The sequence below is a fragment of the Amphritea sp. 1_MG-2023 genome, assembly GCF_030547545.1.
In the GTDB taxonomy this organism is placed as follows: domain Bacteria; phylum Pseudomonadota; class Gammaproteobacteria; order Pseudomonadales; family Balneatricaceae; genus Amphritea.
The window spans coordinates 222,725-247,371 of sequence record NZ_JAUOQE010000002.1; the positions used below are offsets into that span (position 1 = coordinate 222,725).

Sequence of the window (24,647 nt, forward strand, 5' to 3'; positions counted from 1 at the left end):
GATCTAAACAGTTTGTTAGTCGCCTCTCATGAGGCGATAAGGGGGATCATCGCGTGCCTCTTTTCGCCTTAAATTGAGCGCAAGGTTTATTCTATTTAAGCAGGAGTAGAGTTAAATGAGTCAGGATTCAATTGTCATAGTTAGCGCTGCTCGCACGCCAATGGGTGGCATGATGGGGGCGTTAAGTGATGTGCGCTCTCCCGATTTGTGTGCGACAGCAATTAAAGCCGCGTTAGCACGGGCGGATCTTCAGGGGACGGATATTGATGAAGTGGTGATGGGCTGTGTATTGCCGGCGGGGCTGGGTCAAGCACCGGCTCGACAGGCTGCCCGTGCTGCGGGGGTCCATGATGGCGCTGGAGCGACCACCGTTAATAAGATGTGCGGTTCCGGTATGAAAGCGGTGATGTTAGCACATGATCAGTTGAAGGCCGGACAGGTTGATATCATGGTGGCGGGGGGCATGGAGAATATGAGTCAGGCTCCTTATATGCTCCCCAAAGCGCGGGCGGGTATGCGTATGGGGCATCAGCAAGTTATCGATCATATGTTTTTTGATGGTTTGGAAGATGCCTACGAAGGTGGTTTGATGGGCAGCTTTGCGCAACAAACGGCCGATGATTTTAATGTTAGTCGTGCCGCGATGGATGATTTTGCCATTGGCTCCTTGGAAAAAGCCCTGCAAGCGATTGAGAGTGGTGCATTTAAAGATGAGATCGCCGCCGTCACGGTCAAATCCCGTAAAGGGGAGACGGTCGTTGATACCGATGAGCAGCCCGGTAATGCCCGTATGGATAAAATTCGACAGCTTAAACCGGCCTTTAAGCAAGATGGCACAATCACCGCTGCCAACGCAAGCTCGATCTCCGATGGCGGCTCTGCGTTGGTGTTGATGCGCGAATCTGAAGCGCAAAAACGTGGTCTTAAGCCGATGGCTCGTATCGTTGCGCATTCAACCCATGCACAGTTACCTGCTGAGTTTTCTATCGCCCCGATTGGTGCCATCAGTAAAGTGCTAGAACGGGCTGGTTGGAGCAAAGATGAGGTTGATCTATATGAGATTAACGAAGCCTTCGCGGTCGTGTCTATGCTAGCCATTAGCGAGCTAGGTCTGGATGCCGATAAAGTTAACGTCAATGGTGGTGCCTGTGCGTTGGGTCATCCGATTGGCTCCTCCGGTTCCCGTATTTTGGTTACCTTACTCTATGCGCTGAAGAACTTAGGTAAAAGCAAAGGCGTCGCGAGTCTCTGTATCGGTGGTGGCGAAGCGACTGCGGTTGCCGTGGAGATGCTGTAAATCCCCGTAACACTCAAAGGTTAGCACGATCACAACAAGGCCGATGCAGGAATGTATCGGCTTTTTGGCTTTCAACGTGCGGTTGATACATCGGTCAGTTTAGTCATGCATATCTGTTGGCACGATGATGAAACGGCTTAGCGGATGTATCATTTTTTGAGTCAATGCCTGAAGGCTGTATTGTTAAGGTTGTCGCTAATCGGCTGTTGCTGTTGGGTAAAAAATGATGTCTAGGCGCTCGTCTCCACAGGATTGCTAGCGACAGTATTGTCAATGCTTGGCAGATATACAGCGGTAATGAGTATCGCTGTGTCGTAAACGAGCATTGACCCGACATCTAGAGTCATCAAGAATAGCCATTTAATTGAGGCAGGATTGGGGCGATGATGGATATGAGTTTTAAGCTGATGTTTAGTGGTTTGGCGGTGCTATTAACATTGGTCGCCTTTGTGCCTTATATTCGTTCGATTTTGACGGGTAATACTCGGCCGCATGTGTTCTCCTGGTTGATCTGGGGTATGACCACGGTGATTGTCTTCTTTGCACAAATAGAAGCGCACGGGGGGGTTGGTGCCTGGCCTATTGGTTTATCGGGGGTCGTGACGGTTGGGGTGGCGCTGTTGGCATTTTATAAGCGAGGTGATATTAGTATTACTCGCACGGATTGGGGATTCTTTACGCTTGCACTGGCATCGCTTCCTTTTTGGTATTTTACTTCAGACCCGCTGTGGACGGTGGTAGTGCTAACGGCAGTCGATCTACTGGGATTTGGACCGACAATCCGTAAAGCGTATGGTTTTCCTCATCAGGAGAGTCAACTTTTCTTTCTCTCATTCCTGCTGCGAAATGTTTTTGTCATCGCGGCTTTAGAGCATTATTCCCTGACTACCGTGCTCTTCCCGTTGTCTATCGCGATCGCCTGTAGCGGTTTGTTGATAGTGGTCGCTTATCGACGCAGGGTTGTCATGGCTTGACTTGGTTCAGGTCTTAGACAGGCGAGTAGTCTGACAACTCAAGCGCCTATCATCGTCCCTCACAGGTTATGAATCGGCATTTACCCATCGTTTAGGGCATCACTATAGCGGTGGGAGTTACAGGTGTTCGGCGGCGAGCACAGGATCAGGTGCAACGCTATGGCGGTGCTGGGTTAATCATCAATGGAGTCAGGTAGAATGGATGGGTTGCCTGCACTTATGATGCAGTTTGCCGCTGTTGTTGGTGATTTAACCGCAGTAACTGATTAATTTAACATGCTTTTTACATAGGCATTTCTCACCGGCTTTATTGGCGATAGCTGTTGTGAATAATCCTGTTGGCGTTAGAATGAATTCATTATGAGTTCACGCGATAGGGATATTTACCAATGACAGATCAATTCAAAGTTGTTTTTACTGGGGCGCTGCTCAACGATCGTGAACCCGCCGCTGTAATCTCTGCCTTTGCGGAAAAATTTCGCTGTAGTGAGGCTAAGGCGCGCGGCTTAATTACGGCGGGTAAAGCAACCGTAATTAAAAGCGGATTAGAGCGACTTAAAGCGGATAAATATCAGACCGCGTTGACTGCGATTGGGCTTGAGGTTGAGGTAGTCGCCCTTAAACCAACTGCGCTATTCGGATTGGAAGGTGATGAGGCGGATAGCGATGAGACCACTAGTGGTACTGCATCAGGTCTTAGTTCATGTCCTAAATGTGGCTCGAAAGAGCTGTCTGATGATCGCTGTCTCAGTTGTCATATTGTGATTTCTAAATACTTGGCATTGCAGGCAGGTGGTGTCGCGCCGAGGGCTTCGGAGTGGGTGGCTCGTGCGCAACCGTCTGATCAGGAGGAATGTGTTAAGAACGCTGCAGATGGTGTATCAAATTCTGCCTCAGATAATATTCAGACGAACCCCTATCGGACTCCCGAAGCCGAATTAACGCAAGCTTATGACGATGGTGATTTAACCGGCCCAGTCACGCTGCCCGCGAGTCATGGTTGGCGCTGGCTAGCAGAGGGGTTTAATCATTTTAAACTCAATCCGGTGGCATGGATTGTTGCCATTATTATTTGGCTTGTGCTGTCGACCATCATTAGCATTATTCCCGTGATCGGTTCACTCGTGATTACCTTGTTATCACCGGTGATTACCGCCGGCTTCATGCTGGGCTGTCAGGCACAGGATGAGGGAGATGATTTTAGTATTGGACACCTGTTTAGCGGCTTTAGTCATAATGTCGGACAGTTAATGCTGGTCGGCTTGCTCTATCTGGTCGCGATTGTTGTGATTGTTTTGGCCTTGTCTCTGTTTGTCGGTGGTGCGGTGGTTATGTTTGGCGATAACTCACAGAACATGGGGCCGGGCATGATGTCTGCGCTGTTATTACCCATGCTCATTGGCTTTCTCTGTCTCGTGCCGGTGATGATGGCGTATTGGTTTGCTCCGGTGCTGGTGGTACTGAATGATATGTCAGCGATCTCAGCGATGAAAATGAGCTTTAGTGGTTGTCTTAAAAACATGCTTCCCGGTTTGCTATATTCCATCATGATGATGGTTTTATTTGTCGTGGCGATAATTCCATTCGGTTTAGGTTTGCTGGTGGTGATACCGATGATTGTCGCCTCGATGTATACCGCTTATCGCGATATTTTCTACTCATAAAGTGATGCACGGAATGAGCGTCAATTCGCTGACGCCTCTAACCGATACGCTTAGCGAGCACGAAACACCAGAGGGTATTCGGCTTGAATTACGTCTAGCTGGGCCGATTGTACGTGCCTGCGCTTGGAGCATCGATATGTTGATCCGAGTCATATTGTATGGCTTGGTAGCGGCTGTATTTGCCTTCTGGGGAGGGATTGGTACCTCGTTGATGTTGATTCTATTCTTTTTGATTGAATGGTTTTATCCGCTGTTGTTTGAACTGTATAACGGTGCCTCGCCGGGTAAAAAAGCCATGGGGTTGAGGGTTATTCACGATAATGGCACGCCCATTACCTTCGCATCTTCGTTTATTAGAAACCTGTTGCGAACGGCAGACTTCTTACCGTTTCTGTATGCAACCGGTTTGCTATCGATGTTAATGAATCGAAAATTTCAGCGTCTCGGGGATTTGGCTGCTGGCACAGTCGTTATTTATCATGACAATAAACCAGAGCGGATTCAGTTGCCTGAAGTCGAACGTCGACGACCACCGGTGGATCTGAGTGTTGATGAACAGCGCGAACTGATTCGCTTTGCCGAACGTTGTCCGCAGTTGAGTCGCGATCGGCAGATAGAGTTAGCCACGTTACTCGGCTCCGTGACGGCTAAGCGAGGTGTTGCGGCGGTCGAAGAGCTACTCGGTTATGCTGCGTGGCTGACGCGAGGTGATCGATGAAGCAAGCGCAATTTGAAGCGCGCTATCAACCGCTTTGGTCGCGTTTAGATGAGCAACTGAAGCAACTGGAATCGTTTCGCTTTCGCCATCGTGCCGAATTACCCGCCGATCTGCCTCAGCTTTATCGTCAACTGTGCAATCACTATGCTTTATCGCAATCACGTCGTTACAGTCCTCAGCTAGTTGAAGCGTTGCATCATTTGGTGCTCCGTGGGCATCAGCAATTGTACCGTCGACGAGGGGCTTGGTTATGGCGTTTTTTGAGCTTTATTAGCTGTGATTTTCCGCGTAGCTTGAGACTCAATCGAGGCTATTTTGCGGTCGCGTTAGTGCTATTTTTACTACCGGCACTATTAGCGGGTGGCTATTGTTTGCATGATGATAGCTTTATCTACAGCCTGATGAGTGAGGCGGAAGTGACTAAAATGGAACAGATGTATCGCCCCGATACGGCTCGATTGGGGCGTACGCTAGAACGCAGCGCTGATTCTGACTTCGCCATGTTTGGTTTCTATATTTACAACAATATCGGCATTGGTTTCCGTACTTTTGCGATGGGTATCTTGGCGGGAGTGGGGACGGTATTGACACTATTTTATAATGGTTTGGTGATTGGCGGTGTCGCCGGTTACCTCACGGGGCTAGGGTACAGCGAAACCTTTTGGCCGTTTGTGAGTGGCCATTCATCTTTAGAGTTGACGGCCATTGTGATCAGTGGGGCTGCGGGGCTAATGGTTGGGCGTGGCGTGCTGTGTCCCGGTCGTTATCGTCGTTTAGACGCGATTAAGCGGCAAGCGGGTAGAGCGGTGCCATTAATCATGGGGGCGGGCCTCATGTTGTTGGCTGCGGCGTTTATTGAAGCGTTTTGGTCGGCCAGTCAGATGCCAAACGTTGTTAAATATACTGTGTCGGCGATACTTTGGTTCAGCATGATCGTTTATTTTGTCTATGCTGGCAGGGGGACGAGTGGAACTCGATAAGCTCGAAATATCGTTACGACAGCGCACGCCTTGGGAAGCGATTGACCTTGGCTTTGCGTTAGCGCGGCGATGGTTTATGCCGTTGTGGTTACTTTGGCTGAGTACCGCGGTGCCCTTAGGTTTGGTGTTATTTGTATTTTTCTATGATCAGTTTTGGTTACTGATGCTGATTATTTGGTGGTTTAAGCCGCTCTATGAACCCGCCTTAATGTTTTGGTTAAGTCGTGCCGTATTTGGCGAGCGGTTGCCGATTAAAACGGTATTACGGCAGTGGTGGACGGTGGTCCGGCCGCAGTTACTGCGTAATTTAACGCTACGGCGGTTTAATCCCTCTCGTTCATTTACCCTGCCGGTAGCGCTGCTGGAGGGATTGCAAGGAAAAATGCGTCGCAATCGTCTGCGAGTATTATCGCGACATCAACATGCGTCGGTTTGGCTGAGTGTGATCGGTATCCATCTCGAAATGGTGCTGCAGATTGCCTTCATGACCACGGTTTTTGTCTTGATACCGGAAGATTTGCGCTGGGTTAGTTTCGATGATCTTTTTTTTGCCCCGGGGCAGCTGAGTGATTGGCTGCAATTTGCCGGTGGGTTGCTGTGTCTATCGATTATCGCGCCTTTCTATACTGCTGCAGGCTTCGCACTTTATCTTAATCGTCGTAGTGAACTGGAAGCTTGGGATATTGAAATCAGCTTTCGACGCATGGCTGAACGGCTTAAAGCGACGACTGTGGCCGGCTTACATCGAAGCTTGAGCGTTGTGTTGTTAGTCACGACTGTTGGGCTGATGTCTGGGTTGACGAGTTCGCCGGCGGCCGCTGCTCAGCAGGTTAATCCTCGAGAGGCGAAATCCCTGATTGAAACGGTCCTAGAGGACAAAGCGTTCGGACGGCTGGAAGAAACACACTATTGGCAATATATCGGTCAGCCTGCTGAGCCGGAGGTAACGGATAATGGCTTTCTCGATGGGCTTGAGGCATGGTTCAGTCGCGCCTCGGATTCGTTGGACGGTATGGCCGTGATGGCTAAAGCGATGGTTTGGTTTGTCGCTATGGCATTGCTTATTTTCTTACTATGGCAAGTGATTAAACAGCGTCGCTGGTTATTAGGCGCTCAGTCGAGGGCGACTGCGCCTGATAAGGAGGCTCCCGTGGCGCTTTTTGGGCTGGATTTACGTCCCGATGCATTGCCCGAGAATCCCGCCACAGCGGCACATCAATTAATGCAGCAAGGGGCTTATCGAGAAGCCTTAAGTCTATTGTATCGCGGCGCTTTAGTATATCTGGTTACGCAGTCGCAGCTTGAGATTCCCGATAGTGCGACCGAGGGAGAATGTGAAAAGCTGGTGAGCGCGAGTCAGTCAGCGCGTGATGCCGAGTATTTTAGTCATTTGACGCTGCATTGGTTACGTATGGCGTATGGCCATATGCCGCCGTCAGAGGCATCGCTGTTGAGTTTATGTGAACGTTGGCGAGAGGTGTATGGCCGTGTCAACGATTAATCGAGCCGTGTTATGGGGATTAGCGGTGCTATTGATCGCCGTACTGTCTTGGTACTGCCTGTGGTTTTTTGATCATTATCAACGGCAAGCGCAAACTCAGCGAGTGGATGTATCACCTGAAGCGCAACGTAACGTGTTCCTCGCCGCCGAGCGTTTTCTCGCTGAATTAGACTATGAGGTTGAAAGTTTTCGCGCTCGCGATTTAACCACTCAATTACCCTCTACGGACGATGCGTTATTGTTACGACGGATGCAGCCGGATCTATCGGCTCAGCAGCTTGATCGACTGAAAGGCTGGCTGTATGGCGGCGGTATTTTAATTGTGACTCCCACGGCTTTTGATCAAGATGATGAGATTAGTGATACTTTTTTTGCCGATCTCGGGGTACAGCTGCGCAGGCCGACAGCAACGGATGTCGTCAGTCATGCTTGTGAGCAAGAGCCTTGCAGTGAAACGACAAAGGCGGCTAAGGCAGCGCTCAATTTGTCGTTCAGCGATGCCGTTGAGCCGATCAAAGTGAGTTTTCGGCGTGAGCGTATCTTAGTTGATCGCAATGGGCGCGCCTCGGAACACCTTGCTTCTGAGCAAGGCGATCAATATCTTAAGTTTGAGATGGGTTTGGGCCGCGTGTATGTGCTCAGTGATCTGGATCTGTTTACGAATGCGGGGATCAAACAGTTCGATCATGCGTTTTTTCTGAGTCACTTGGTGAGTGGCAGTGATAAGGTATGGTTGCAGTATGGCATTGATCGGCCCGCATTACCGTTGCTGTTATGGCACAAAACCCCCTTCGTGATGGTGTCACTCGCCGTAGTGTTATGGTTAATGGGTTGGCGACTGTTTTTGTTTACCGGGCCTCGTTTAAGTTTGCAGCAGGAACAGCGACGGAATTTGTTGCAACATATTGACGCCAGCGCGGATTACGCTTGGCGTATCGATAAAGGCGATGGTTTATTTGAGCAAAATCGGCAAGCCATTGAGCAGGCTTGGCGGCAACGTCATCCGGGATTAAATGTGATGGATCATCGGCAGCGGGCTGAGTGGATCGGTGAAAAAGCAGGTATGGCGAGTCGCGCAGTTGAACGCAGTCTTTATCAGGCAATCACTAAAGATCAGGATTTTATTAAAGCAACGCTGGTATTGCAGCAGTTGGCGAGTAGCTTAAAACAGCAGGAGTTAAGATGAGCGATTTGCAGGGACAGGCGCAACTGTCAGACCGAGTGCTGCGTAAACTCGGGAGCTTGGAGCAAGAGATCAGTAAGGCGGTCATTGGTCAGCGTCAGGTGATTCGGGATACGATTATTGCGCTACTCGCAGGAGGGCACGTACTCGTGGAAGGTGTGCCGGGGTTAGGCAAAACGCTATTAGTGCGGAGTCTGGCGGCGGCCGTTGGCGGCGTTTTTAATCGCGTACAATTTACGCCCGACCTTATGCCGAGTGATATTAGTGGGCATATTATGTTTGATCGTAAGAGTGATTCATTTCGGGTGCGTAAGGGGCCGGTTTTTTGTAACTTTTTACTGGCCGATGAAATCAATCGGGCACCGGCAAAAACTCAGTCGGCGTTACTCGAAGTCATGCAAGAGCAGCAGGTGACGATTGAAGGACAAACTTATGCATTGCAGTTACCCTTTTTAGCGCTCGCGACGCAAAATCCGATTGAGCAGGAGGGAACTTACCCATTACCTCAAGCGCAATTAGATCGTTTTCTATTGAAAGTTTATATCGACTATCCCGACATGGATGAAGAGTTGCAAATGGTGCAGCAGATCACTACAGGATCGGTGGCTGATAAGCTTGATGTGTCACAGATTGATGAGGTATTGACGCCGGATGACATTATCTATTTGCAGCGTTATACCGCTAGGTTGGAGGTTGATGAGCAGATTGTCGAATATGCGGTGAAGATTGCGCGAGCGACGCGCGATTGGCGTGGTATCGATGCCGGCAGTGGCCCACGGGGGAGTATTGCGTTGTTGCGAGCGGGTCGAGCACAGGCGGTACTTTCCGGGCGTCAGTTTGTCACTCCAGATGATATTAAAGCGGTTGCGCCGGCGGTACTGCGTCATCGACTTAAACTGAGTGCTGATTTGGAGATTGAAGGTTATCGCGTGGATGATGTGTTGCAAGACATTCTTAGCCATGTGCCGGCCCCCAGGCTATGATTCCATCCCGCCGCGCGGTGATACTCGCGATACTGATCTTAATGTTGGCTTGCGCTTCTGCCTACTGGCCTGAGGTGACGTGGCTACGTAATAGCGTTAGCGGTGCGGCGGTGGTGTTGTTACTGCTTGATCTGCTATGGCATCGGCGCGAGTCGGCGATTCAAGTGAGTCGCGCGCTACGGGGGAGTATCCCAGTGGGTGTTTGGAGTGAGGTGACACTACAGGTGAGCAACCCGAGTGGACGTTCACAGCAACTGCTATTACACGATCATCATCCGGCAGAGTATGCCGTCGAAGGCTTGCCGTTAAGTTTAACCGTGCCCGCCGAGCGTTGTGTCAAAAGCGTCTATCGTATTAAACCCGATCGACGCGGGGATGCAGCGTTTCATGCGCTTGATCTGTTAACAGTGTCGCCTTTAGGGTTATGGCAACGTAAACAGCGACTGACGTTGCCGAGTCAGGTGAAGATTTATCCTAACTTTCGGGCCGTCAGCCAATACACGTTACTGGCGACCGATCATCAGCTGAGTCAGTTAGGCATTAAGCGCCGTTTACGTCGTGGCGAAGGCAATGATTTTCATCAGTTGCGTGAATATCGTGCCGGGGATAGCTTGCGACAGATCGATTGGAAGGCCACCTCGCGTTATCATCAGTTAATCTCCCGCGAATATCAGGATGAGCGTGATCAACAGATACTGTTTATGTTGGATTGTGGTCGACGTATGCGTCATCGGGAAGACGGTAGTGGACATTTAGATCAGGCGTTGAATGCGATGTTATTGCTGGCTTATGTGGCGGCGGAACAGGGCGATGCGGTGGGTTTTCATACCTTTGGCGGTGTGCAGCGTTGGTTTCCACCGGTGAAAGGCGGCGCCGTTGTGCGTCAGCTGCTCGCTGCAACCTATGATATTGAGCCAACCTTAGCGGCATCGGACTATCTGGCCGCGGCGCGTGAGCTAATGCCGTTGCAACGACGTCGATCACTGATTGTCTTAGTGACCAATACCCGTGATGAAGATAGTGATGATCTCGCGGCAGCGGTGCGACTATTGAGCCGTCGTCATCTGCTAGTGATTGCTGATCTGCGTGAGCAAGTATTGGACACGGCTCAGCAAACCCGCGTCTCTGATCTGGATTCGGCATTACGCTTTCATGGTGTACAGCAATACTTAGCGAGTCGAGCACAGCATCATGAACAGTTAAGGCATCAAGGAGCAATACCGATGGATCTATTGGCTAAACAGTTACCGGTCGCCTTGATTAATCAATACTTGAGCGTTAAGGCCGCGGCCCGTTTGTAGCCCGTCAATCGTTACCGTTATTGCGTTACACCATGGATGGGCTTGAGCCTTTTGCGTCGCAATAGGTTGACTTGAGAAACAATCATGCCCAATAACATCAGGCCGCAACCCAGCATAGCTTGCTGACTAAACGCTTCGTTCAGCAACCACCAACCGCCAATGACGGCGAATACGGCTTCTAAACTCATAATAATCGCCGCATGGGAGGCGGGAGCATCCCGTTGTGCCACCACCTGAAGAGTATAGGCGATACCCACCGATAACAGACCCGCGTAAGCGATAGGTTGCCAAGCGAGGACGAGGTTATTAAGGCTAAGGCTATCTTGTTCAAACATAATCGCCACGACAAAACTTAAGACAGCGCAGATAAAAAACTGAATGATCGCAAGCCTTAGATTGTCGAGTTGACTCGCTAGCTTACCGATCACCACCACATGGCCTGCCCAGAAAAAAGCGCTGCCCAGCACCAGCAAATCGCCGGTATTAATGCTGAGGCTGTCTCCATCCTGCTGAGTCACGGTTAAAAAATATAGGCCTAGTACCGCAAGCAAGCCGCCAAGCCAAGTGTTAGCGCGGGTAACATGGCCGAATAATAGGCCGATGAGGGGGACGATAATGATATACAGCCCCGTAATAAAACCCGCGTTTCCGGCGGAGGTCCACAGCAGGCCGACTTGCTGCAAGGATGCCCCCATAAATAGGAACACACCCGCCGTTAGGCTGCCTTTCAGCATCACCTGCGGTGTTGAATCTTGTTTGGTGCGGAATATAAGTAATAACGGTAGCAAGGAGATCGCACCCAGCAGAAAGCGTGCGCCATTAAAGCCAAAGGGGCCGAGGTGATCCATGCCAAGACGTTGAGCAACAAAGGCCAGCCCCCAAATAGCGGCGACCAGTAGAAGAATCAAATCTGCACGGATATTACGGGTTTCCATCAATCAGGTCTCATAAGGAGCAAAGCGGCTATTGTAGATAATTGATTGGATTACGCAATGGGAGCGGCACGGTTAATGCCGTTACGCGGTAGGATATGCTAATCACCGATTGGCATTAACATGAAACGGCGGCTAGAGCCGTGAAGCGTGCTGAGGTCACCGTGCTATTTGATAGTTTATATCGGCTACAATGTCGCGTTAACTAGACAGTATGTCTCTCAATCAATACAATAATTTTAAATTTCTTAGATATATCAATTAGTTTGCTAAATTAAGGGACCTTTCTGGATGGAACGAATAGCTGAATATAAAAATGTTTGTAAAAAAATGAAATTCTTTCGTAGAAGTTCGCTTGCAGTCGCTATCCTGATGGGATCAGGATCCTTGATGGCATCAACGGGCTCTATCACTTTGACAGGTGATTACATCAAGATTGGCACCAATGCATATGGCACATTAGGTTCAATTGGTAATATCGCCCCAGGGATTCAGTATGACGCGACTGGGAGTGGAACATTTAATGATAGTTACGACTATTTGACGCCTGGTTCTCCATTTGAGGGGTATTATTTTACCGTCGATGCGAATGGATCAACTTATACTTCTGGTGCAAACAATGCTAGAGGAATGTCTTCAGGCGTGAGTAGTGATTCATTAGTAGATATATCTACCGATACTTATAATGGTGTTGAGTGGATTGGTTCGTATGATCCGGGGACTGGAACGCTCTTTGATATAACTAATACTGTTGGTTTTGACGATGCTGACAAGCAGGTGAAGATTACCACCACCATCACCGCGACTGAGGATTTGAGTAATCTCTATTTGTTACGGGTGATAGACCCCGATACAGTTGCAGCATCTGGCGATTGGTCATACACAACTAATGTTAGAGGTTCGGAAGGGGTAGCAGAAACAAACTTTGTTTATGCTGAAGCACTTGTCAGTAAATATATTATCGGCTTGTACTCTACAGCGACATCCGACGTCAATACGGGTATTTCTAGAGGATGGTCTAGTAACCCGCTGGAGTATTATGCAGGATTGAATGATGGTGATGGTGATTACACTATCGGTATCGCCTTCAATCAAGCAACACTCGTTGCTGATGATACGGTGACCTTTACTTATTACTACGTCTTCGGTTCTGATATCGCCGCAGTTGTGGAAGAGACAATTAGTGGCTTGAGTGTTGCCGAAGCGACACAACTGTTGAATAATACACCGGCCTATGGTGCTGCGACCGTTGTTGATTCAACTCCAGAATTACTGGCGTTGTTTTCTGGGGCTGGTTTAAGTGGTGATACAGAAGTCTCCGCAGCGGCGAGTGAGGTATTGCCTTTACTAAGCGGTAGTTCTGTGATTGCAACGACCAGTTCATTAACCGCTATTCAGAATACAATTCAATCGAGAATATCTGCCAATACGGGGATGTCTTCAGGTGAAGGATTTCTCGGTGATAAGTATGTCTGGATGAAACCGTTTGGCTCATGGGCTGATCAACGTGAGCAGGGTGGGGTTGAGGGTTACGATGCTGAAACCGTGGGTATGGTATTAGGCCTAGATGGTTCGCTTAACGAACGTACCCGGTTAGGTTTGGCGTTTGCCTTTGCTGAAAGTAACATTGACGCAGGTACCTCTGCCGCCCCGCAAAGCCTTGATCTGGATATTTACCAACTCACAACCTACGGCAGCTATACTTTAGCCGAGAATATGGAAGCTGACTTTCAGGTCGCCTATGGTCAAAATAAAACGGATGCTAGCCGTGATATCGCATTTACTAATACTGTAGCTAGTTCAAGTTATGATAGTGAATCTTTCCAGGCTGGCGTGGGGCTTTCACGACTCTATCCGTATAAAGAGGGGACTGATTTTATAGCCTCTGCACGACTCGATTATACTCATCTTGAGAATGATGCTTATTCTGAATCTGGTGCAGGGCTTCTCAATCTTAACGTCGAGAAGAGTGCCTATGAAGCTTTAATCGTAGGGGTTGATGGTAAGCTTGCGTATCAATTGGGTAACGGAAGAACTCTCGAAACAAACTTAGGTCTGGGGTACGACATTAAAGATCAAGGGATTATCACCACGGCTGCTTTTGACGGTGCGCCGACGGTATCATTTGATACCAACGGTCTAAAACAAGACCCTTGGATCGTCGATATAGGTATTGGTTATAATCATCAAGCTCAAAATGGTATGCAAGTGTCTTTAAGATATGATGTCCAAGGCCGAGAAGATTATTTGAATCAGTCTGCATCTGTCAAAATGCAATGGGCTTTCTAAACGATACCCTTAACTGACTTTATAATATATAAGCCGGTTATTAACCGGCTTTTTTTATTTTAAGCGCAGGCTAATTTTTTGAATAAACTCACGACCTTCTTAATAATGATTTATTTTTTGTCTGCTTGTTCAGTTGTTCCTTCCGCTGCTAAACGGATAGCGGCCGCTGATGCCAAAGCCGAGCAGCTTGGATGGCAGGGAAAGATGATTGAAACAGGTCGCTTTCTGTTGCGCAGCTATTACTCAGTCGATATGAAGCCCGCGAGTTTTCTGACTATCTATATAGAAGGTGACGGTCTTGCGTGGTTGACTCGGACATTACCGTCATCTGATCCGACGCCGATAACGACACTCGTTTTGCAGATGGCAATCAATCAGCCAGAAGGAAATGCGCTCTACTTGGGGCGTCCTTGTCAGTATACATTAGATGTTGATGGGGATTGCCGACCGGCACATTGGTTAGGCAGCCGATTTTCAAATGAGATAATCATCTCGATGGATCAAGCCGTCACCCTATTGAAGGAGCGCTTTCAGGCCGACTGGATTAATTTGGTTGGCTATTCCGGTGGAGCAAGCATCGCGACCTTGCTCGCTGCGCGACGCGATGATATTCATTTTTTAGTGACTGTGGCAGGCAACCTAGATCATCAAGCTTGGAGCGATTGGCATCGAATAACACCGTTAACTGATTCTCTCAATCCCGCCGACTTTATTGACGAGATCCGAGTGACTAGGCAGTTTCATTTGCTTGGCGAGAATGATAAAAATATACCGCCAAGCTTGATTCGGGCAGTGCTCAGCAAACGGAGTGAGCACCATGATGCTGAGGTTAGGGTGGTGCCCGGGTATACTCATCATTGTTGCTGGGCTGAGGGTTGGCCAGATTTATGGCGCAACGGGCTACAAGCGGATTAACGGTTGTGTTGCATGTAGCGCTCAACCGTATCAATAATCGCTTGCGTCTGACTATCGATTTCGAGGTTGATGTGATCTCCCACCGCGGCTTGACCAAACAGTGTGACTGATAGGGTTTCGGGGATGAGATAAATATTAAAACGATTAGCAACCACTTCGCCGATGGTAAGGCTGCAGCCATTCAGCGCGACAAAACCCTTCGGTAAGATATATTTGATGATATCCGGTGTCGTGTCAAACCAGATGATACGGTTATCTGCAGGCTGCTCGATTTGACTGATGGTGACCTGCGCATGGATATGGCCTGACATCAGGTGTCCGCCGATCTCTTCACCGATACGTGCGGCGCGCTCGAAATTGACTCGATCGCCGGGTTTAAGTTTTCCGAGATTGGTGACTCTGAGTGTTTCCATAATGAGATCAAATTGGATCTGATTCTGCTTGAATGCCGTAATGGTTAAGCAGGTGCCGTTGATGGCGATGCTGGCGCCGGTTTGCAGATTGTCACAATGGGTTTGAGGAAACGCCAGCGTGAGCTGCATAAAATTATTTTTAATGGTTGTCGCCACAACCGAGGCGGTGCCCTGAACGATACCGGTGAACATAAATTTTCCTGTTAAGTTATCACTGGTCTATGGTTATAGAGGCTGAAAGCTTTGATTGCAATGCCTTTAAAGGAGATCTGTATGAAGGTTCTTATCACGGGTGCCACCGGCTTTATCGGTGGGCATCTTGTGGCGCGCTTACTAAAAGATGGACATGAGTTGATCGTCATGACGCGTTCTGCAGCGCATGCGCGGAAAAAATTCGCCGCTACGGTGGCGGTTATAACGCATACCGATCAGATTAATAGCGATGAGCCAATCGATGCGATTATTAATCTAGCCGGTGCGGGGATTGCCGATCAGCGTTGGAGTGAGTCACGTAAACAGCTGTTAGTCGAGAGTCGTCTTACGATAACCGCTCAGTTGATCGCGCTAATGACGCGCTTAGTCAGTAAGCCGGAGGTGTTTATCAGCGGTTCGGCAATTGGCTATTATGGCTGTCGCAGCGATGACCTTCAGTTGGACGAGCGCAGTGATACGCTGAACGACTTTACTCATGATCTATGTCAGCGTTGGGAGTCTGAGGCGCTCAAGGCACAAACGATGGGAGTGAGGGTTTGCTTGCTACGAACCGGTATCGTGTTAGGGCAGGGTGGCGCTTTAGCCAAAATGTTGCTGGCTTTTCGATTGGGACTGGGCGGGCCTATCGCGGGTGGCGATCAATGGATGTCATGGATTCATATTAATGATGACATTGAAATTATCTGCCTGATGTTAACTCAGTCTCAGTATTGTGGTGCTTATAATCTCACGGCCCCTGAGGCGGTGACCAATGAGCAGTTCAGTCGAACGTTAGCGAAAACCCTTTGTCGACCGGCTTGGTTTCGACTGCCCGCTGGCGTCTTGAAGCTGATGCTAGGAGAGGGCAGCGATCTGCTCCTTAAGGGACAACGTGTTTATCCTAAGCGATTATTAGATGCCGATTACCAGTTTATCTATCCTGAATTAGCGGCTGCTTTAAAGCAAGTGCTTAAATAAATGCTTAGGGAAGGTGCGAATAAGTCAATGACGCCTCTGGCTTACAGAGAAGCTGGAGATCAAGGCAACAGTTACAGGCATGCTGGTTGTATGTCGAAAAATGTTAACGCAGAGAACATAACAGACTTATTCGCACCTTCCTTAGCCTTACAGCTCGGTTTAGCCCAGTTATGATCTGATATGTTCAAGTGCTTTCGCGAGCAGATCGCCAGACCATTGTCCCGATTCTGAGCCACTGATATAGCTTTCCATATCGATGAGTAAGAGTTCGAGGGTTTTGCTTTTTTTCAAGTCGCTTAGATCAAGGCTGTCCTCGAAGCGATTATGGGGCCAGAAGAGTCTGGCCCAGTCGAGTATCAACAGTCGAGCTTCCAGAGGCTGATCGTTGTAACAGGCTTTAATCGCTAGATTAAAGGCGGTCTGTTCAGCGGCGAGCATTTTATTCAGTTTATCTCGATTGGCGTCCTGGAGAACCTGTGTCTGTGAGGGCTGAGTTTTTTGCTTTGATGGCATGGCAGAGGGTTGCTCAGGCGCGCCGATATCAAATTTTTTGCGCCGCTGTGATGAGTGACTGTATAGCCACCCCAATGACGAAATAATCGCGATAGCCGCTAGTAGGCCAATCAATAGCCGTGCTTTTTGTTCTTGATCCGCGTCGATCGGCTTGGCTGTTTGGCTGACACTGTCATTAACAGGCTCGCGGCTCGTCACCTCGGGGGGCGATGGAGCCGCAGGTTTGATATTGAGGATTATTTCTGGCAAACGAGCGGTTGAGCTGTTGTCTTGTTGGATATTCCACCAAGGAATCGTAATCTCGGGCAGCGTGACCTCTCCTCGCTCCGTCGGCGTAATGATCACTGTTTCCGTTCGACTACTGACAATGCCTGCGGGCGTGACGTTTTGTTCTAGCTTGATATCGTCGACGCGAATCTGTGCCAATTCGTTTCTCAAAGGCATAATCGCGGGTAACTGATCCGCGAGTAGCCCTTGCGCACGGATCTTAAATGTTCGCTTTTGGCTTTCCCCCAGTGTTAGGGTATTTTCGGCACCGCTACTTAGCTCTTCGAGCGTTAATTGAGCGGCTGGCAGCCAGTAGCCACGTGTTTGCTGTGTTATCGGAGGAAAGACATCGATATTGACCGCACTGGTATTTAGTTCTGTAGTACCTGGGCCGGCACTAAAGATAGCGCTGGGAATCGTCAGTTGTCCCGCCTTGTTAGGGAAAATGGCATAGCTTTGTTCCGTCACCTGATAGGTCTGACCCTTCATCTGACGAGAATAGTGCTGTCTTTCACCGAGGCGAATGACTCGAGCGTCAGCAATCACCGGTTCAGACAATGTTGCCATCGGAGGTAGGTCGTTCAGGTGAAATAAGCGGGTGCTATAGCGTAATTGACTGTTTTGATAGACCTCGTTGCTATCGACTGAGCTCTCTAAATAATCATCATAGCTTATCAGTGCTGCCGCCCCACGGATGCCTTCGACGCTAATCAGTATAGGGGGGCTCGAATCGTTGTTCAGGTGTAGTGCAGGAATATGTAAATCACCGGCATGGCGGGGACGTAGGAGTATTGTCCAGCGGGTGGTGTTTTGGTTTTCACCATTGGCGTAGCTGGAGACGGTCATTTGCTTGCTGCCAAGAAAATGGAAATCCTGTGTGAGTGGAGAAAAATCAGGCCGACTGCTGGTACGCTGATCCACTTCAACCGTCAGTAGAATGGTTTCCCCTTCTGTAATAGCGAATCTATCAGGGTAGACATTGAGTTGAGCATGAACCGAGAAAGACACACAAGCGATGAGAGCAACTAAAAGGAAACGTGTGTAACGAAACAAGTGCGACATAGTTGGCTTATCTCCGGTTCTCTAGCCGGCTCCAAGGGGCATGTGACGGGTTGCAGCGGCCTGTTGCTGGATTCAGTCCCGCTTTTTTAACGCGCTATAGCATAACTGAAAAATAGACGTAAAAGATATCTTTTGAGGTATTATAAACTATTGTTTTTGCTATGATCAGAATCTTGAGTAATCGATTGAATGGCCTCGTAGGTTAGCGGTGATCGCTGCACGTTCAGTAGCCTACAGCGGCTTATTATGCGTGTTTGATAGTAGATAGTGGCAACAGATAAAGACCATCCAGTCGTGATGAATTTCAATCAATGGACCGTTAAGTCCAAAATTTAACATTGAGTCTATGCAGTCTATAATCGTTGATATCAGTTTAACGACCGAACAGTACCTCGCCCATTATCGTCAAGATGTCAAAGATGTGGTGGCGAGAAGCCGTGATGGACGGCGAGTTCGGTTTCCGTCTTCGTTGCTACAACCCTACCTGTTACACAATGGAATTCAGGGAAGTTTTCGCATTTCTTTTACCGAAACGGGAAAATTCAGTGCTATCGAACGGCTTTGATTTTTTACAGTGCCGGTGACATTGCATATAATGCCCGCACTTTAAATTGACTTGTGGAATGCCATGCTCTATCAAGCTGCCCGATCTCTGATGTTTAAGCTCGACCCTGAAACGGCCCATGATCTGTCTTTGAGCGGTCTTAATCTGATGGCCAGTGTCGGATTGAATTCTCTTTTTCGTGTCAAAGCGCTCAGCCAGCCGGTTGAAGTGATGGGTATTCAGTTCCCGAATCCTGTTGGCTTGGCCGCGGGGCTAGATAAAAATGGTATTGCGATCGATGGTATGGCGGCGCTTGGATTCGGTTTTGTAGAGGTTGGCACGGTGACGCCAAGGCCTCAACCGGGTAATCCTAAGCCGCGCTTGTTTCGCATACCGGAGCATCAAGCGATCATCAATCGTATGGGATTTAATAATCAGGGCGTTGATGCGCTGCTAAAAAATATTGAGAAGAGTCGTTATAGCGGTGTCTTGGGTATTAATATTGGCAAGAATTTCGATACGCCAGTAGAAAAGGCAACCGATGATTACCTTATTTGTATGCGTAAAGTCTACGATAAAGCGACCTATATTACAGTGAATGTGTCCTCACCGAATACGCCTGGATTGCGATCGTTACAGTTTGGTGAATCCTTGAATGAGCTATTAGCCGCGCTTAAAACCGAACAAGCTCGGTTAGCACTGTTACATGGTAAGTATGTACCCGTCGCCGTAAAAATTGCACCGGATATGAGTGAAGATGAGTTTGCATTGGTGGCTGCTGCCCTCAAATCTTATGAGATGGATGGCGTGATTGCTACGAATACCACGCTATCGCGTGCTGGCGTTGAAGGTTCACCGTTGGCTCAAGAAGCGGGTGGATTAAGTGGTGTGCCGGTGCGTAATGCGTCGACTAAGGCGATTCGCATTTTGTCACGAGAGCTAGGTGGTGCACTGCCTATAATCGGTGTTGGCGGTATTACCCATGGTTTTGATGCCGCAGAGAAGATAGAGGCGGGCGCTTCGCTGGTACAGGTATACAGTGGATTTATTTATCGGGGGCCAGAATTAATAGCGGAATCGGTGCGCGCCATTGCCGAACTGGACGGTGTTACTTTATAAAACTGACTCGTGGTAATGATTCTGGCGCTTGACGAATCACCGTTGTCGGTGTGTCGATGAGTCAACGATAGGCGATCAGTTAGCGGTAAAAAGGGTTAATAGAAGAAAGGCTCGTGCAGAGCCTTTCTTTATTTATAGTAAATTTGGCCTTGGATTTATGTCAATTTCGTTAATGTGTCCTAGTTAGGCTCAATGTAACGATGGATTAATATGTATAGCCGAGACACCCGACTGACCATCCCAATGGGCTTCACGGCCCTCACGCCAACCACTTAACCAGTGATTTCTGAGGTCGCCCAGTGAAACGGGACACTCATCTTTCGATTTCCCCACGAGTCCGGCAGTAAAGCCGCGGTTGAAAAGTACGGAAGAACGATCACGTTTTTGTCTCTTCATGTATAGATGCCTCTATATATTGCTTAATATTTTCGGGCAGGTAACAGTAATAACCTTCAAGGTAAGGGCCGACTGAGGCGGCGCTTTCTTGCGATTTAGGTTAATGCCAGAAACCTGAATGATGATGACATATTGCTCCTGTTGTTGGTGTTAACTACTGAGATTCACAATGGCCGAAATGGTTTCCTGTGTGTAATTAAAAAAAAGTATCAAGAATTGAATTTTAATTAAAATATCATAGACGCACATGCAAAAAGAGACTGACTTCAACGGCTTGCGTCGGGGGTGTAAAACAAGCGATGCTAATTGAAAAAAATTCATTTTATTGCGGAATTCTTTGAATTTATAGGCTTAGTCATTGGTCTTAAAAGCGTTTGCCGTTAATATGCCTGTTCTTAGATGAGGTATCTCCCGAGTATGAAATTCTTTGCTACCTGCCCGAAAGGGCTGGAGCCTGTTCTGTTTGATGAACTTAAGGCCCTGAATGTTGAAACGCCAAAGCAAACATTGGCCGGTGTGTATTTTTCTGGTGGCTTAGAAGCCGCTTATCGCGCCTGCTTATGGTCACGCGTGGCTAACCGAGTACTGCTTGAACTGCATCGCTGCCCTGCTGAGAACGCTGAGGCTCTTTATCGCGGGGTTCAGGAGGTTAAGTGGCTCGAGCATATGCGCCCAGAAGGCACGCTGATTATTGATTTCACTGGTCAATCAGAGGGCATTAATCATAGTCGTTTTGGCGCGCAAAAAGTTAAGGATGCGATTGTCGATCAAATTCGTGATGAAACTGGGCGACGCCCGTCGGTGGAACGGCAGAAGCCGGATTTGCGGGTGAATGTGCACCTTCAGCGGGGGGAAGCAACGATCGCCCTGGATATCTCCGGTGATAGTTTGCATCGTCGTGGTTATCGGTTGCAGTCGGGGGCTGCGCCGATGAAAGAAAACCTCGCTGCGGCGCTGTTGTACCGTTGCGGTTGGCCAGAAAAAGCGGCTGCAGGGCAGGCGCTGTTGGACCCTATGTGTGGCTCAGGCACGCTGCTGATCGAGGGCGTGTTGATGGCGGCAGATATTGCGCCGGGTTTATTGCGTCGTGATTATGGCTTTGTTTACTGGACACAGCATAACAATGTGCTTTGGCAAGGGCTGTTGGCAGAGGCGAGGGAGCGACGTGAAGCCGGTCTCAAGCGGGTGAGTAGTCGTTTTGAAGGATTTGATGCGGATGCTAAAGTGCTCGGGATTGCACAAGATAATGCGCGTCGTGCGGGTGTCGATAAACTCATTCATCTGGAACGTCGAGAGCTATCAAGGTTGTCACATCCGGCTATTGATACGGCAGGTTTGGTATTAACGAATCCGCCCTATGGTGAGCGCCTTGGTGATGAGCCAACCCTGTTTTTCCTTTATCAGCACTTAGGCGAACGCCTAAAAGCTGAGTTTGCCGGATGGCAGGCGGCGGTGTTTACCGGTAATCCTGAGCTTTGTAAGATGATGAAGTTAGCATCTGATAAGACCTATAAGTTGTATAACGGTGCTATTCCGAGTCAACTACAAATTTTTAATATTCGTCAGCGTCAGGAGAAAGAGCTTACCCCAGTTAGTCCGTCAGCAGTAGCAGAAAAACCAACGCCTGAGGTTGATACCACCTCAAATGTCGATAGTGAGGTGCCCGTTGTACTCAGTGATGGCGCACAGATGTTGGCCAATCGCCTGACGAAAAATCTAAAGCAGTTAAGTAAATGGGCTAAGCGTCAGGATATTAGTTGTTATCGCCTCTATGATGCGGATCTTCCTGAGTACGCCGCCGCCATTGATATCTATAATGACTGGGTGCATGTGCAGGAATATCAGGCGCCAAAGAGTGTTGATGTGGTGAAGGCTTTTGCGCGTTTGCAAGAGATTGTTGCGGTGTTGCCAACGGTGCTGAATATTCCAGCGGAGCATATTGTTCTCAAGCAGCGTCGTAAGCAGCAGGGGACTAATCAATATGAGAAGCAGGATCAAACCGAACGCTTCATTGATATCACCGAAGGTGGGTGTCATATTTTGGTTAATCTCGATGATTATCTCGATACGGGTTTGTTTTTGGATCATCGGCCGATTCGCTTGCAGATTCAGCAAGAGGCTAAAGGCAAAGATTTTCTTAATCTATTCAGTTATACCGGCACAGCCTCACTGCATGCTGCCAAAGGGGGAGCACGGTCGACCACCAGTATCGACATGTCAGCTACTTATATGAACTGGGCGAAGAAAAATTTCGCCCTGAATGGCTTTGCCGAAGCGCGTAATCACTTTTTACAGGAGGATTGTGTCAAATGGTTGCGGGCGCAAAAGGGTGAGAGCTATGATTTGATCTTTATGGATCCGCCTACTTTCTCTAATTCAAAGCGTATGCATGATGTGTTTGATGTTCAGCGTGATCATGCCGATTTGATCAAGCTAGCCATGGGGCTGTTACGTCCAGGCGGTAAACTGATTTTCTCAAATAACTATCGTCGTTTCAAAATTGATGTGGCGTTGTCTGAGAGCTATCAGGTCGTTGATATTACTCGCAAGACGATCGATCTTGATTTTAAGCGCAATAGCAAAATTCATCAGTGCTTTGAGATCAGCAAGCCTGAAGCTGAATGATCAGCAAGATCATTATTGCAGTGATACTGTAGAGAAAAGCCACCGAAAGGTGGTTTTTTTTGGGCAAAATTATGCTTTTTTATGGTGCGATTGTTGGGCTGGCGCGCTCTTTGCTTATTTTTATGCCTGTTTTCGGAGCGATTTTGACTATTTGAGGTTATCTGTAGAGATATTCAGTGTCTATGGAGGGCTCTGTCAGCATTCGAAATATTCTAATAAAACAAAACGCCCTGATTTAATGCTATTTAATCAATATAGCACTAAATAGGTGCAAAATATGATCGGGAGATCGCCGTGGAGAACGTAAATAGCGCTGTAGAAACGCTGATGCAAAGTTCCAATACGTTGTTTATTTTAATGGGCGCGATCATGGTGTTTGCCATGCATGCCGGCTTTGCCTTTCTTGAGGTGGGGACGGTGCGTCAAAAAAACCAAGTGAACGCGTTGGTGAAAATCATGACGGACTTTGGTTTCTCTGCAGTCGCTTATTTTTTTATCGGTTATTGGGTCGCTTACGATGTGACGTTCTTTCAAGATGCAGAGACGTTATCTCAGGGAAATGGCTATGAGCTCGTCAAGTTTTTCTTTTTGTTGACCTTCGCCGCCGCTATTCCGGCGATCGTGTCGGGAGGTATTGCTGAGCGCGCTCGGTTTTGGCCTTTTTTAATTGCTTCATCGTTGCTAGTGGCGTTTGTTTATCCGTTTTTTGAAGGCATTATCTGGAACGGCAATTATGGTGTGCAGGATTGGCTGGCGGCTAGCTTTGGTGCGGCTTTTCATGATTTTGCTGGCTCGGTTGTGGTGCATGGTGTGGGTGGCTGGTTAGGCTTGGTGGCGATCATGCTGTTGGGAATTCGCAAGGGGCGTTATCGCGCTGGCAAATTAATGGCTTTTCCACCATCGAATATTCCGTTTTTGGCGCTTGGGGCGTGGATTCTATGTATCGGCTGGTTTGGTTTTAATGTGATGTCGGCACAAACATTGGACGGAATTTCAGGGCTTGTGGCAGTGAACAGTTTGATGGCGATGGTTGGCGGTATTATTGTGTCGCTTTTGTTAGGTAAGAATGATCCGGGCTTTATTCATAATGGTCCATTGGCTGGATTGGTGGCGATTTGTGCGGGCTCAGATATTGTTCATCCTATTGGTGCGCTGATGATCGGTGCGGTAGCGGGAGGGCTGTTCGTCTGGATGTTTACCGTTGTGCAGAATCGTTGGAAAATTGATGATGTGCTGGGTGTGTGGCCATTACATGGGTTGTGTGGTGCTTGGGGAGGGATTGCTGCGGGTATCTTTGGTTCAAGCTCTCTGGGCGGCTTAGGTGGTGTAAGTTTGCTGACACAGATTGTCGGTACCGGTATGGGTGTAGTCGTTGCGTTGATTGGCGGTGGTGTCGTCTATGGCGGCTTGAAGCTGGTGATGGGGCTGCGTCTCGATGAAGAGGATGAGTATAATGGAGCTGATCTATCGATTCATAAGATAGAGTCCATTTCAGCGGACTAATATACGCAGTATGACATTAAGGTCTGTGGGAGCAGGCTGATGTTAAAAGCCAGGCTTGCCTGGTTTTTTTGCGTCTGAATGATAGCTTAAATAAGTGCTTTAATGGGAGCTTAGAGTGGGGGTGTAGAATAGGTCTTGGAATAGTGTTGAAGGCAGTGCTGAGGTGAGGGTATAGGTGTGGGCTTAGGTAGAAGGCTGTTAGTGAGGCTGAGGTTTGTCGATGCTATCCTCGAGTTGGAGAAGATAAGAGTATTGTCGAAGCGTGATTGGGCAAGAAGGTCTGGGTGGTTGAGGGTGA

Annotated in this window: 20 protein-coding genes; 16 read left to right on the forward strand and 4 right to left on the reverse strand. The window is 48.5% G+C overall.

All coding sequences use genetic code 11. The annotated features are described in order from the left end of the window. Positions 1–115: 115 nt before the first annotated feature. The 9 genes from Q4488_RS02420 to Q4488_RS02460 all read left to right on the forward strand — a co-directional run bounded on the left by Q4488_RS02420 (position 116) and on the right by Q4488_RS02460 (position 10,601). On the forward strand, positions 116–1,297 hold the full coding sequence (locus Q4488_RS02420; protein WP_303578858.1) for an acetyl-CoA C-acyltransferase: 1,182 nt from the start codon (positions 116–118) through the stop codon (positions 1,295–1,297). A 383-nt stretch (positions 1,298–1,680) separates the two neighbouring features. Next, complete coding sequence (locus Q4488_RS02425; RefSeq protein ID WP_303578859.1) at positions 1,681–2,271, forward strand: hypothetical protein; 591 nt, start codon at positions 1,681–1,683, stop codon at positions 2,269–2,271. A 389-nt stretch (positions 2,272–2,660) separates the two neighbouring features. Further along, positions 2,661–3,935 (forward strand): BPSS1780 family membrane protein, encoded by a 1,275-nt coding sequence (locus Q4488_RS02430; RefSeq protein ID WP_303578860.1) that lies wholly within the window; start codon positions 2,661–2,663, stop codon positions 3,933–3,935. 13 nt (positions 3,936–3,948) lie between these two features. Then, positions 3,949–4,653, forward strand: coding sequence for an RDD family protein (locus tag Q4488_RS02435; RefSeq protein WP_303578861.1), 705 nt, complete (start codon positions 3,949–3,951; stop codon positions 4,651–4,653). Continuing rightward, on the forward strand, positions 4,650–5,633 hold the full coding sequence (locus Q4488_RS02440) for a stage II sporulation protein M (RefSeq protein ID WP_303578862.1): 984 nt from the start codon (positions 4,650–4,652) through the stop codon (positions 5,631–5,633). Before Q4488_RS02435 ends, Q4488_RS02440 begins: the two co-directional genes overlap by 4 nt. Further along, complete coding sequence (locus Q4488_RS02445; RefSeq protein ID WP_303578863.1) at positions 5,620–7,134, forward strand: hypothetical protein; 1,515 nt, start codon at positions 5,620–5,622, stop codon at positions 7,132–7,134. Before Q4488_RS02440 ends, Q4488_RS02445 begins: the two co-directional genes overlap by 14 nt. Next, the gene (locus tag Q4488_RS02450; RefSeq protein WP_303578864.1) at positions 7,121–8,320 is read left to right on the forward strand and encodes a DUF4350 domain-containing protein; all 1,200 of its coding nucleotides are present in this window, start codon (positions 7,121–7,123) and stop codon (positions 8,318–8,320) included. Before Q4488_RS02445 ends, Q4488_RS02450 begins: the two co-directional genes overlap by 14 nt. Further along, positions 8,317–9,300: a MoxR family ATPase gene (locus Q4488_RS02455; RefSeq protein ID WP_303578865.1), complete on the forward strand. Its 984-nt coding sequence runs from the start codon at positions 8,317–8,319 to the stop codon at positions 9,298–9,300. Before Q4488_RS02450 ends, Q4488_RS02455 begins: the two co-directional genes overlap by 4 nt. Beyond that, positions 9,297–10,601 (forward strand): DUF58 domain-containing protein, encoded by a 1,305-nt coding sequence (locus Q4488_RS02460; RefSeq protein ID WP_303578866.1) that lies wholly within the window; start codon positions 9,297–9,299, stop codon positions 10,599–10,601. Before Q4488_RS02455 ends, Q4488_RS02460 begins: the two co-directional genes overlap by 4 nt. Positions 10,602–10,618: 17 nt before the next feature. Here the strand turns inward: Q4488_RS02460 and Q4488_RS02465 are convergent, their stop codons facing one another. Continuing rightward, positions 10,619–11,536: a DMT family transporter gene (locus Q4488_RS02465; RefSeq protein WP_303578867.1), complete on the reverse strand. Its 918-nt coding sequence runs from the start codon at positions 11,534–11,536 to the stop codon at positions 10,619–10,621. Positions 11,537–11,824: 288 nt separating this feature from the next. On the opposite strand from Q4488_RS02465, the gene Q4488_RS02470 reads away from it, so the two are divergent. Both Q4488_RS02470 and Q4488_RS02475 read left to right on the forward strand, forming a co-directional pair. Continuing rightward, complete coding sequence (locus Q4488_RS02470) at positions 11,825–13,822, forward strand: autotransporter outer membrane beta-barrel domain-containing protein (protein ID WP_303578868.1); 1,998 nt, start codon at positions 11,825–11,827, stop codon at positions 13,820–13,822. Positions 13,823–13,939: 117 nt separating this feature from the next. After that, a complete protein-coding gene (locus Q4488_RS02475; RefSeq protein ID WP_303578869.1) occupies positions 13,940–14,737 on the forward strand; it encodes an alpha/beta hydrolase in 798 nt (265 codons plus the stop codon). Here Q4488_RS02475 and Q4488_RS02480 read toward each other — a convergent pair. After that, a complete protein-coding gene (locus tag Q4488_RS02480) occupies positions 14,734–15,342 on the reverse strand; it encodes a riboflavin synthase subunit alpha (protein WP_303578870.1) in 609 nt (202 codons plus the stop codon). The genes Q4488_RS02475 and Q4488_RS02480 overlap by 4 nt on opposite strands. Before the next feature lie 81 nt (positions 15,343–15,423). Between Q4488_RS02480 and Q4488_RS02485 the strand changes: the two genes are divergently transcribed. Further along, on the forward strand, positions 15,424–16,320 hold the full coding sequence (locus Q4488_RS02485) for a TIGR01777 family oxidoreductase (RefSeq protein ID WP_303578871.1): 897 nt from the start codon (positions 15,424–15,426) through the stop codon (positions 16,318–16,320). 168 nt (positions 16,321–16,488) lie between these two features. On the opposite strand, the gene Q4488_RS02490 is transcribed toward Q4488_RS02485, so the two are convergent. Continuing rightward, positions 16,489–18,162 carry a BatD family protein gene (locus tag Q4488_RS02490; protein WP_303578872.1) on the reverse strand — a complete coding sequence of 558 codons (1,674 nt, stop codon included), beginning with the start codon at positions 18,160–18,162 and terminating at the stop codon, positions 16,489–16,491. A 346-nt stretch (positions 18,163–18,508) separates the two neighbouring features. Between Q4488_RS02490 and Q4488_RS02495 the strand changes: the two genes are divergently transcribed. Both Q4488_RS02495 and Q4488_RS02500 read left to right on the forward strand, forming a co-directional pair. Beyond that, on the forward strand, positions 18,509–18,727 hold the full coding sequence (locus Q4488_RS02495; RefSeq protein ID WP_303578873.1) for a DUF2835 domain-containing protein: 219 nt from the start codon (positions 18,509–18,511) through the stop codon (positions 18,725–18,727). A gap of 63 nt (positions 18,728–18,790) precedes the next feature. Then, the gene (locus Q4488_RS02500) at positions 18,791–19,825 is read left to right on the forward strand and encodes a quinone-dependent dihydroorotate dehydrogenase (protein WP_303578874.1); all 1,035 of its coding nucleotides are present in this window, start codon (positions 18,791–18,793) and stop codon (positions 19,823–19,825) included. 189 nt (positions 19,826–20,014) lie between these two features. Here Q4488_RS02500 and Q4488_RS02505 read toward each other — a convergent pair whose 3' ends face one another. Further along, positions 20,015–20,221 carry a ribosome modulation factor gene (locus tag Q4488_RS02505; protein ID WP_303578875.1) on the reverse strand — a complete coding sequence of 69 codons (207 nt, stop codon included), beginning with the start codon at positions 20,219–20,221 and terminating at the stop codon, positions 20,015–20,017. A gap of 417 nt (positions 20,222–20,638) precedes the next feature. Between Q4488_RS02505 and rlmKL the strand changes: the two genes are divergently transcribed. Beyond that, the gene (rlmKL, locus tag Q4488_RS02510) at positions 20,639–22,846 is read left to right on the forward strand and encodes a bifunctional 23S rRNA (guanine(2069)-N(7))-methyltransferase RlmK/23S rRNA (guanine(2445)-N(2))-methyltransferase RlmL (protein ID WP_303578876.1); all 2,208 of its coding nucleotides are present in this window, start codon (positions 20,639–20,641) and stop codon (positions 22,844–22,846) included. A gap of 294 nt (positions 22,847–23,140) precedes the next feature. Continuing rightward, complete coding sequence (locus Q4488_RS02515) at positions 23,141–24,349, forward strand: ammonium transporter (protein ID WP_303578877.1); 1,209 nt, start codon at positions 23,141–23,143, stop codon at positions 24,347–24,349. Positions 24,350–24,647 lie beyond the last annotated feature (298 nt).

Excerpts from the sequence above, each read along its gene's own strand:
- Q4488_RS02465 (WP_303578867.1), bottom strand. The coding sequence starts at position 11,536 with ATGGAAACCCGTAATATCCGTGCAGATTTGATTCTTCTACTGGTCGCC.
- Q4488_RS02425 (WP_303578859.1), top strand. The coding sequence starts at position 1,681 with ATGATGGATATGAGTTTTAAGCTGATGTTTAGTGGTTTGGCGGTGCTA.
- Q4488_RS02455 (WP_303578865.1), top strand. The coding sequence starts at position 8,317 with ATGAGCGATTTGCAGGGACAGGCGCAACTGTCAGACCGAGTGCTGCGT.
- Q4488_RS02505 (WP_303578875.1), bottom strand. The coding sequence starts at position 20,221 with ATGAAGAGACAAAAACGTGATCGTTCTTCCGTACTTTTCAACCGCGGC.
- Q4488_RS02420 (WP_303578858.1), top strand. The coding sequence starts at position 116 with ATGAGTCAGGATTCAATTGTCATAGTTAGCGCTGCTCGCACGCCAATG.
- Q4488_RS02490 (WP_303578872.1), bottom strand. The coding sequence starts at position 18,162 with ATGTCGCACTTGTTTCGTTACACACGTTTCCTTTTAGTTGCTCTCATC.
- Q4488_RS02500 (WP_303578874.1), top strand. The coding sequence starts at position 18,791 with ATGCTCTATCAAGCTGCCCGATCTCTGATGTTTAAGCTCGACCCTGAA.
- Q4488_RS02440 (WP_303578862.1), top strand. The coding sequence starts at position 4,650 with ATGAAGCAAGCGCAATTTGAAGCGCGCTATCAACCGCTTTGGTCGCGT.
- Q4488_RS02495 (WP_303578873.1), top strand. The coding sequence starts at position 18,509 with ATGCAGTCTATAATCGTTGATATCAGTTTAACGACCGAACAGTACCTC.
- rlmKL (WP_303578876.1), top strand. The coding sequence starts at position 20,639 with ATGAAATTCTTTGCTACCTGCCCGAAAGGGCTGGAGCCTGTTCTGTTT.
- Q4488_RS02480 (WP_303578870.1), bottom strand. The coding sequence starts at position 15,342 with ATGTTCACCGGTATCGTTCAGGGCACCGCCTCGGTTGTGGCGACAACC.
- Q4488_RS02460 (WP_303578866.1), top strand. The coding sequence starts at position 9,297 with ATGATTCCATCCCGCCGCGCGGTGATACTCGCGATACTGATCTTAATG.
- Q4488_RS02470 (WP_303578868.1), top strand. The coding sequence starts at position 11,825 with ATGGAACGAATAGCTGAATATAAAAATGTTTGTAAAAAAATGAAATTC.
- Q4488_RS02485 (WP_303578871.1), top strand. The coding sequence starts at position 15,424 with ATGAAGGTTCTTATCACGGGTGCCACCGGCTTTATCGGTGGGCATCTT.
- Q4488_RS02435 (WP_303578861.1), top strand. The coding sequence starts at position 3,949 with ATGAGCGTCAATTCGCTGACGCCTCTAACCGATACGCTTAGCGAGCAC.
- Q4488_RS02430 (WP_303578860.1), top strand. The coding sequence starts at position 2,661 with ATGACAGATCAATTCAAAGTTGTTTTTACTGGGGCGCTGCTCAACGAT.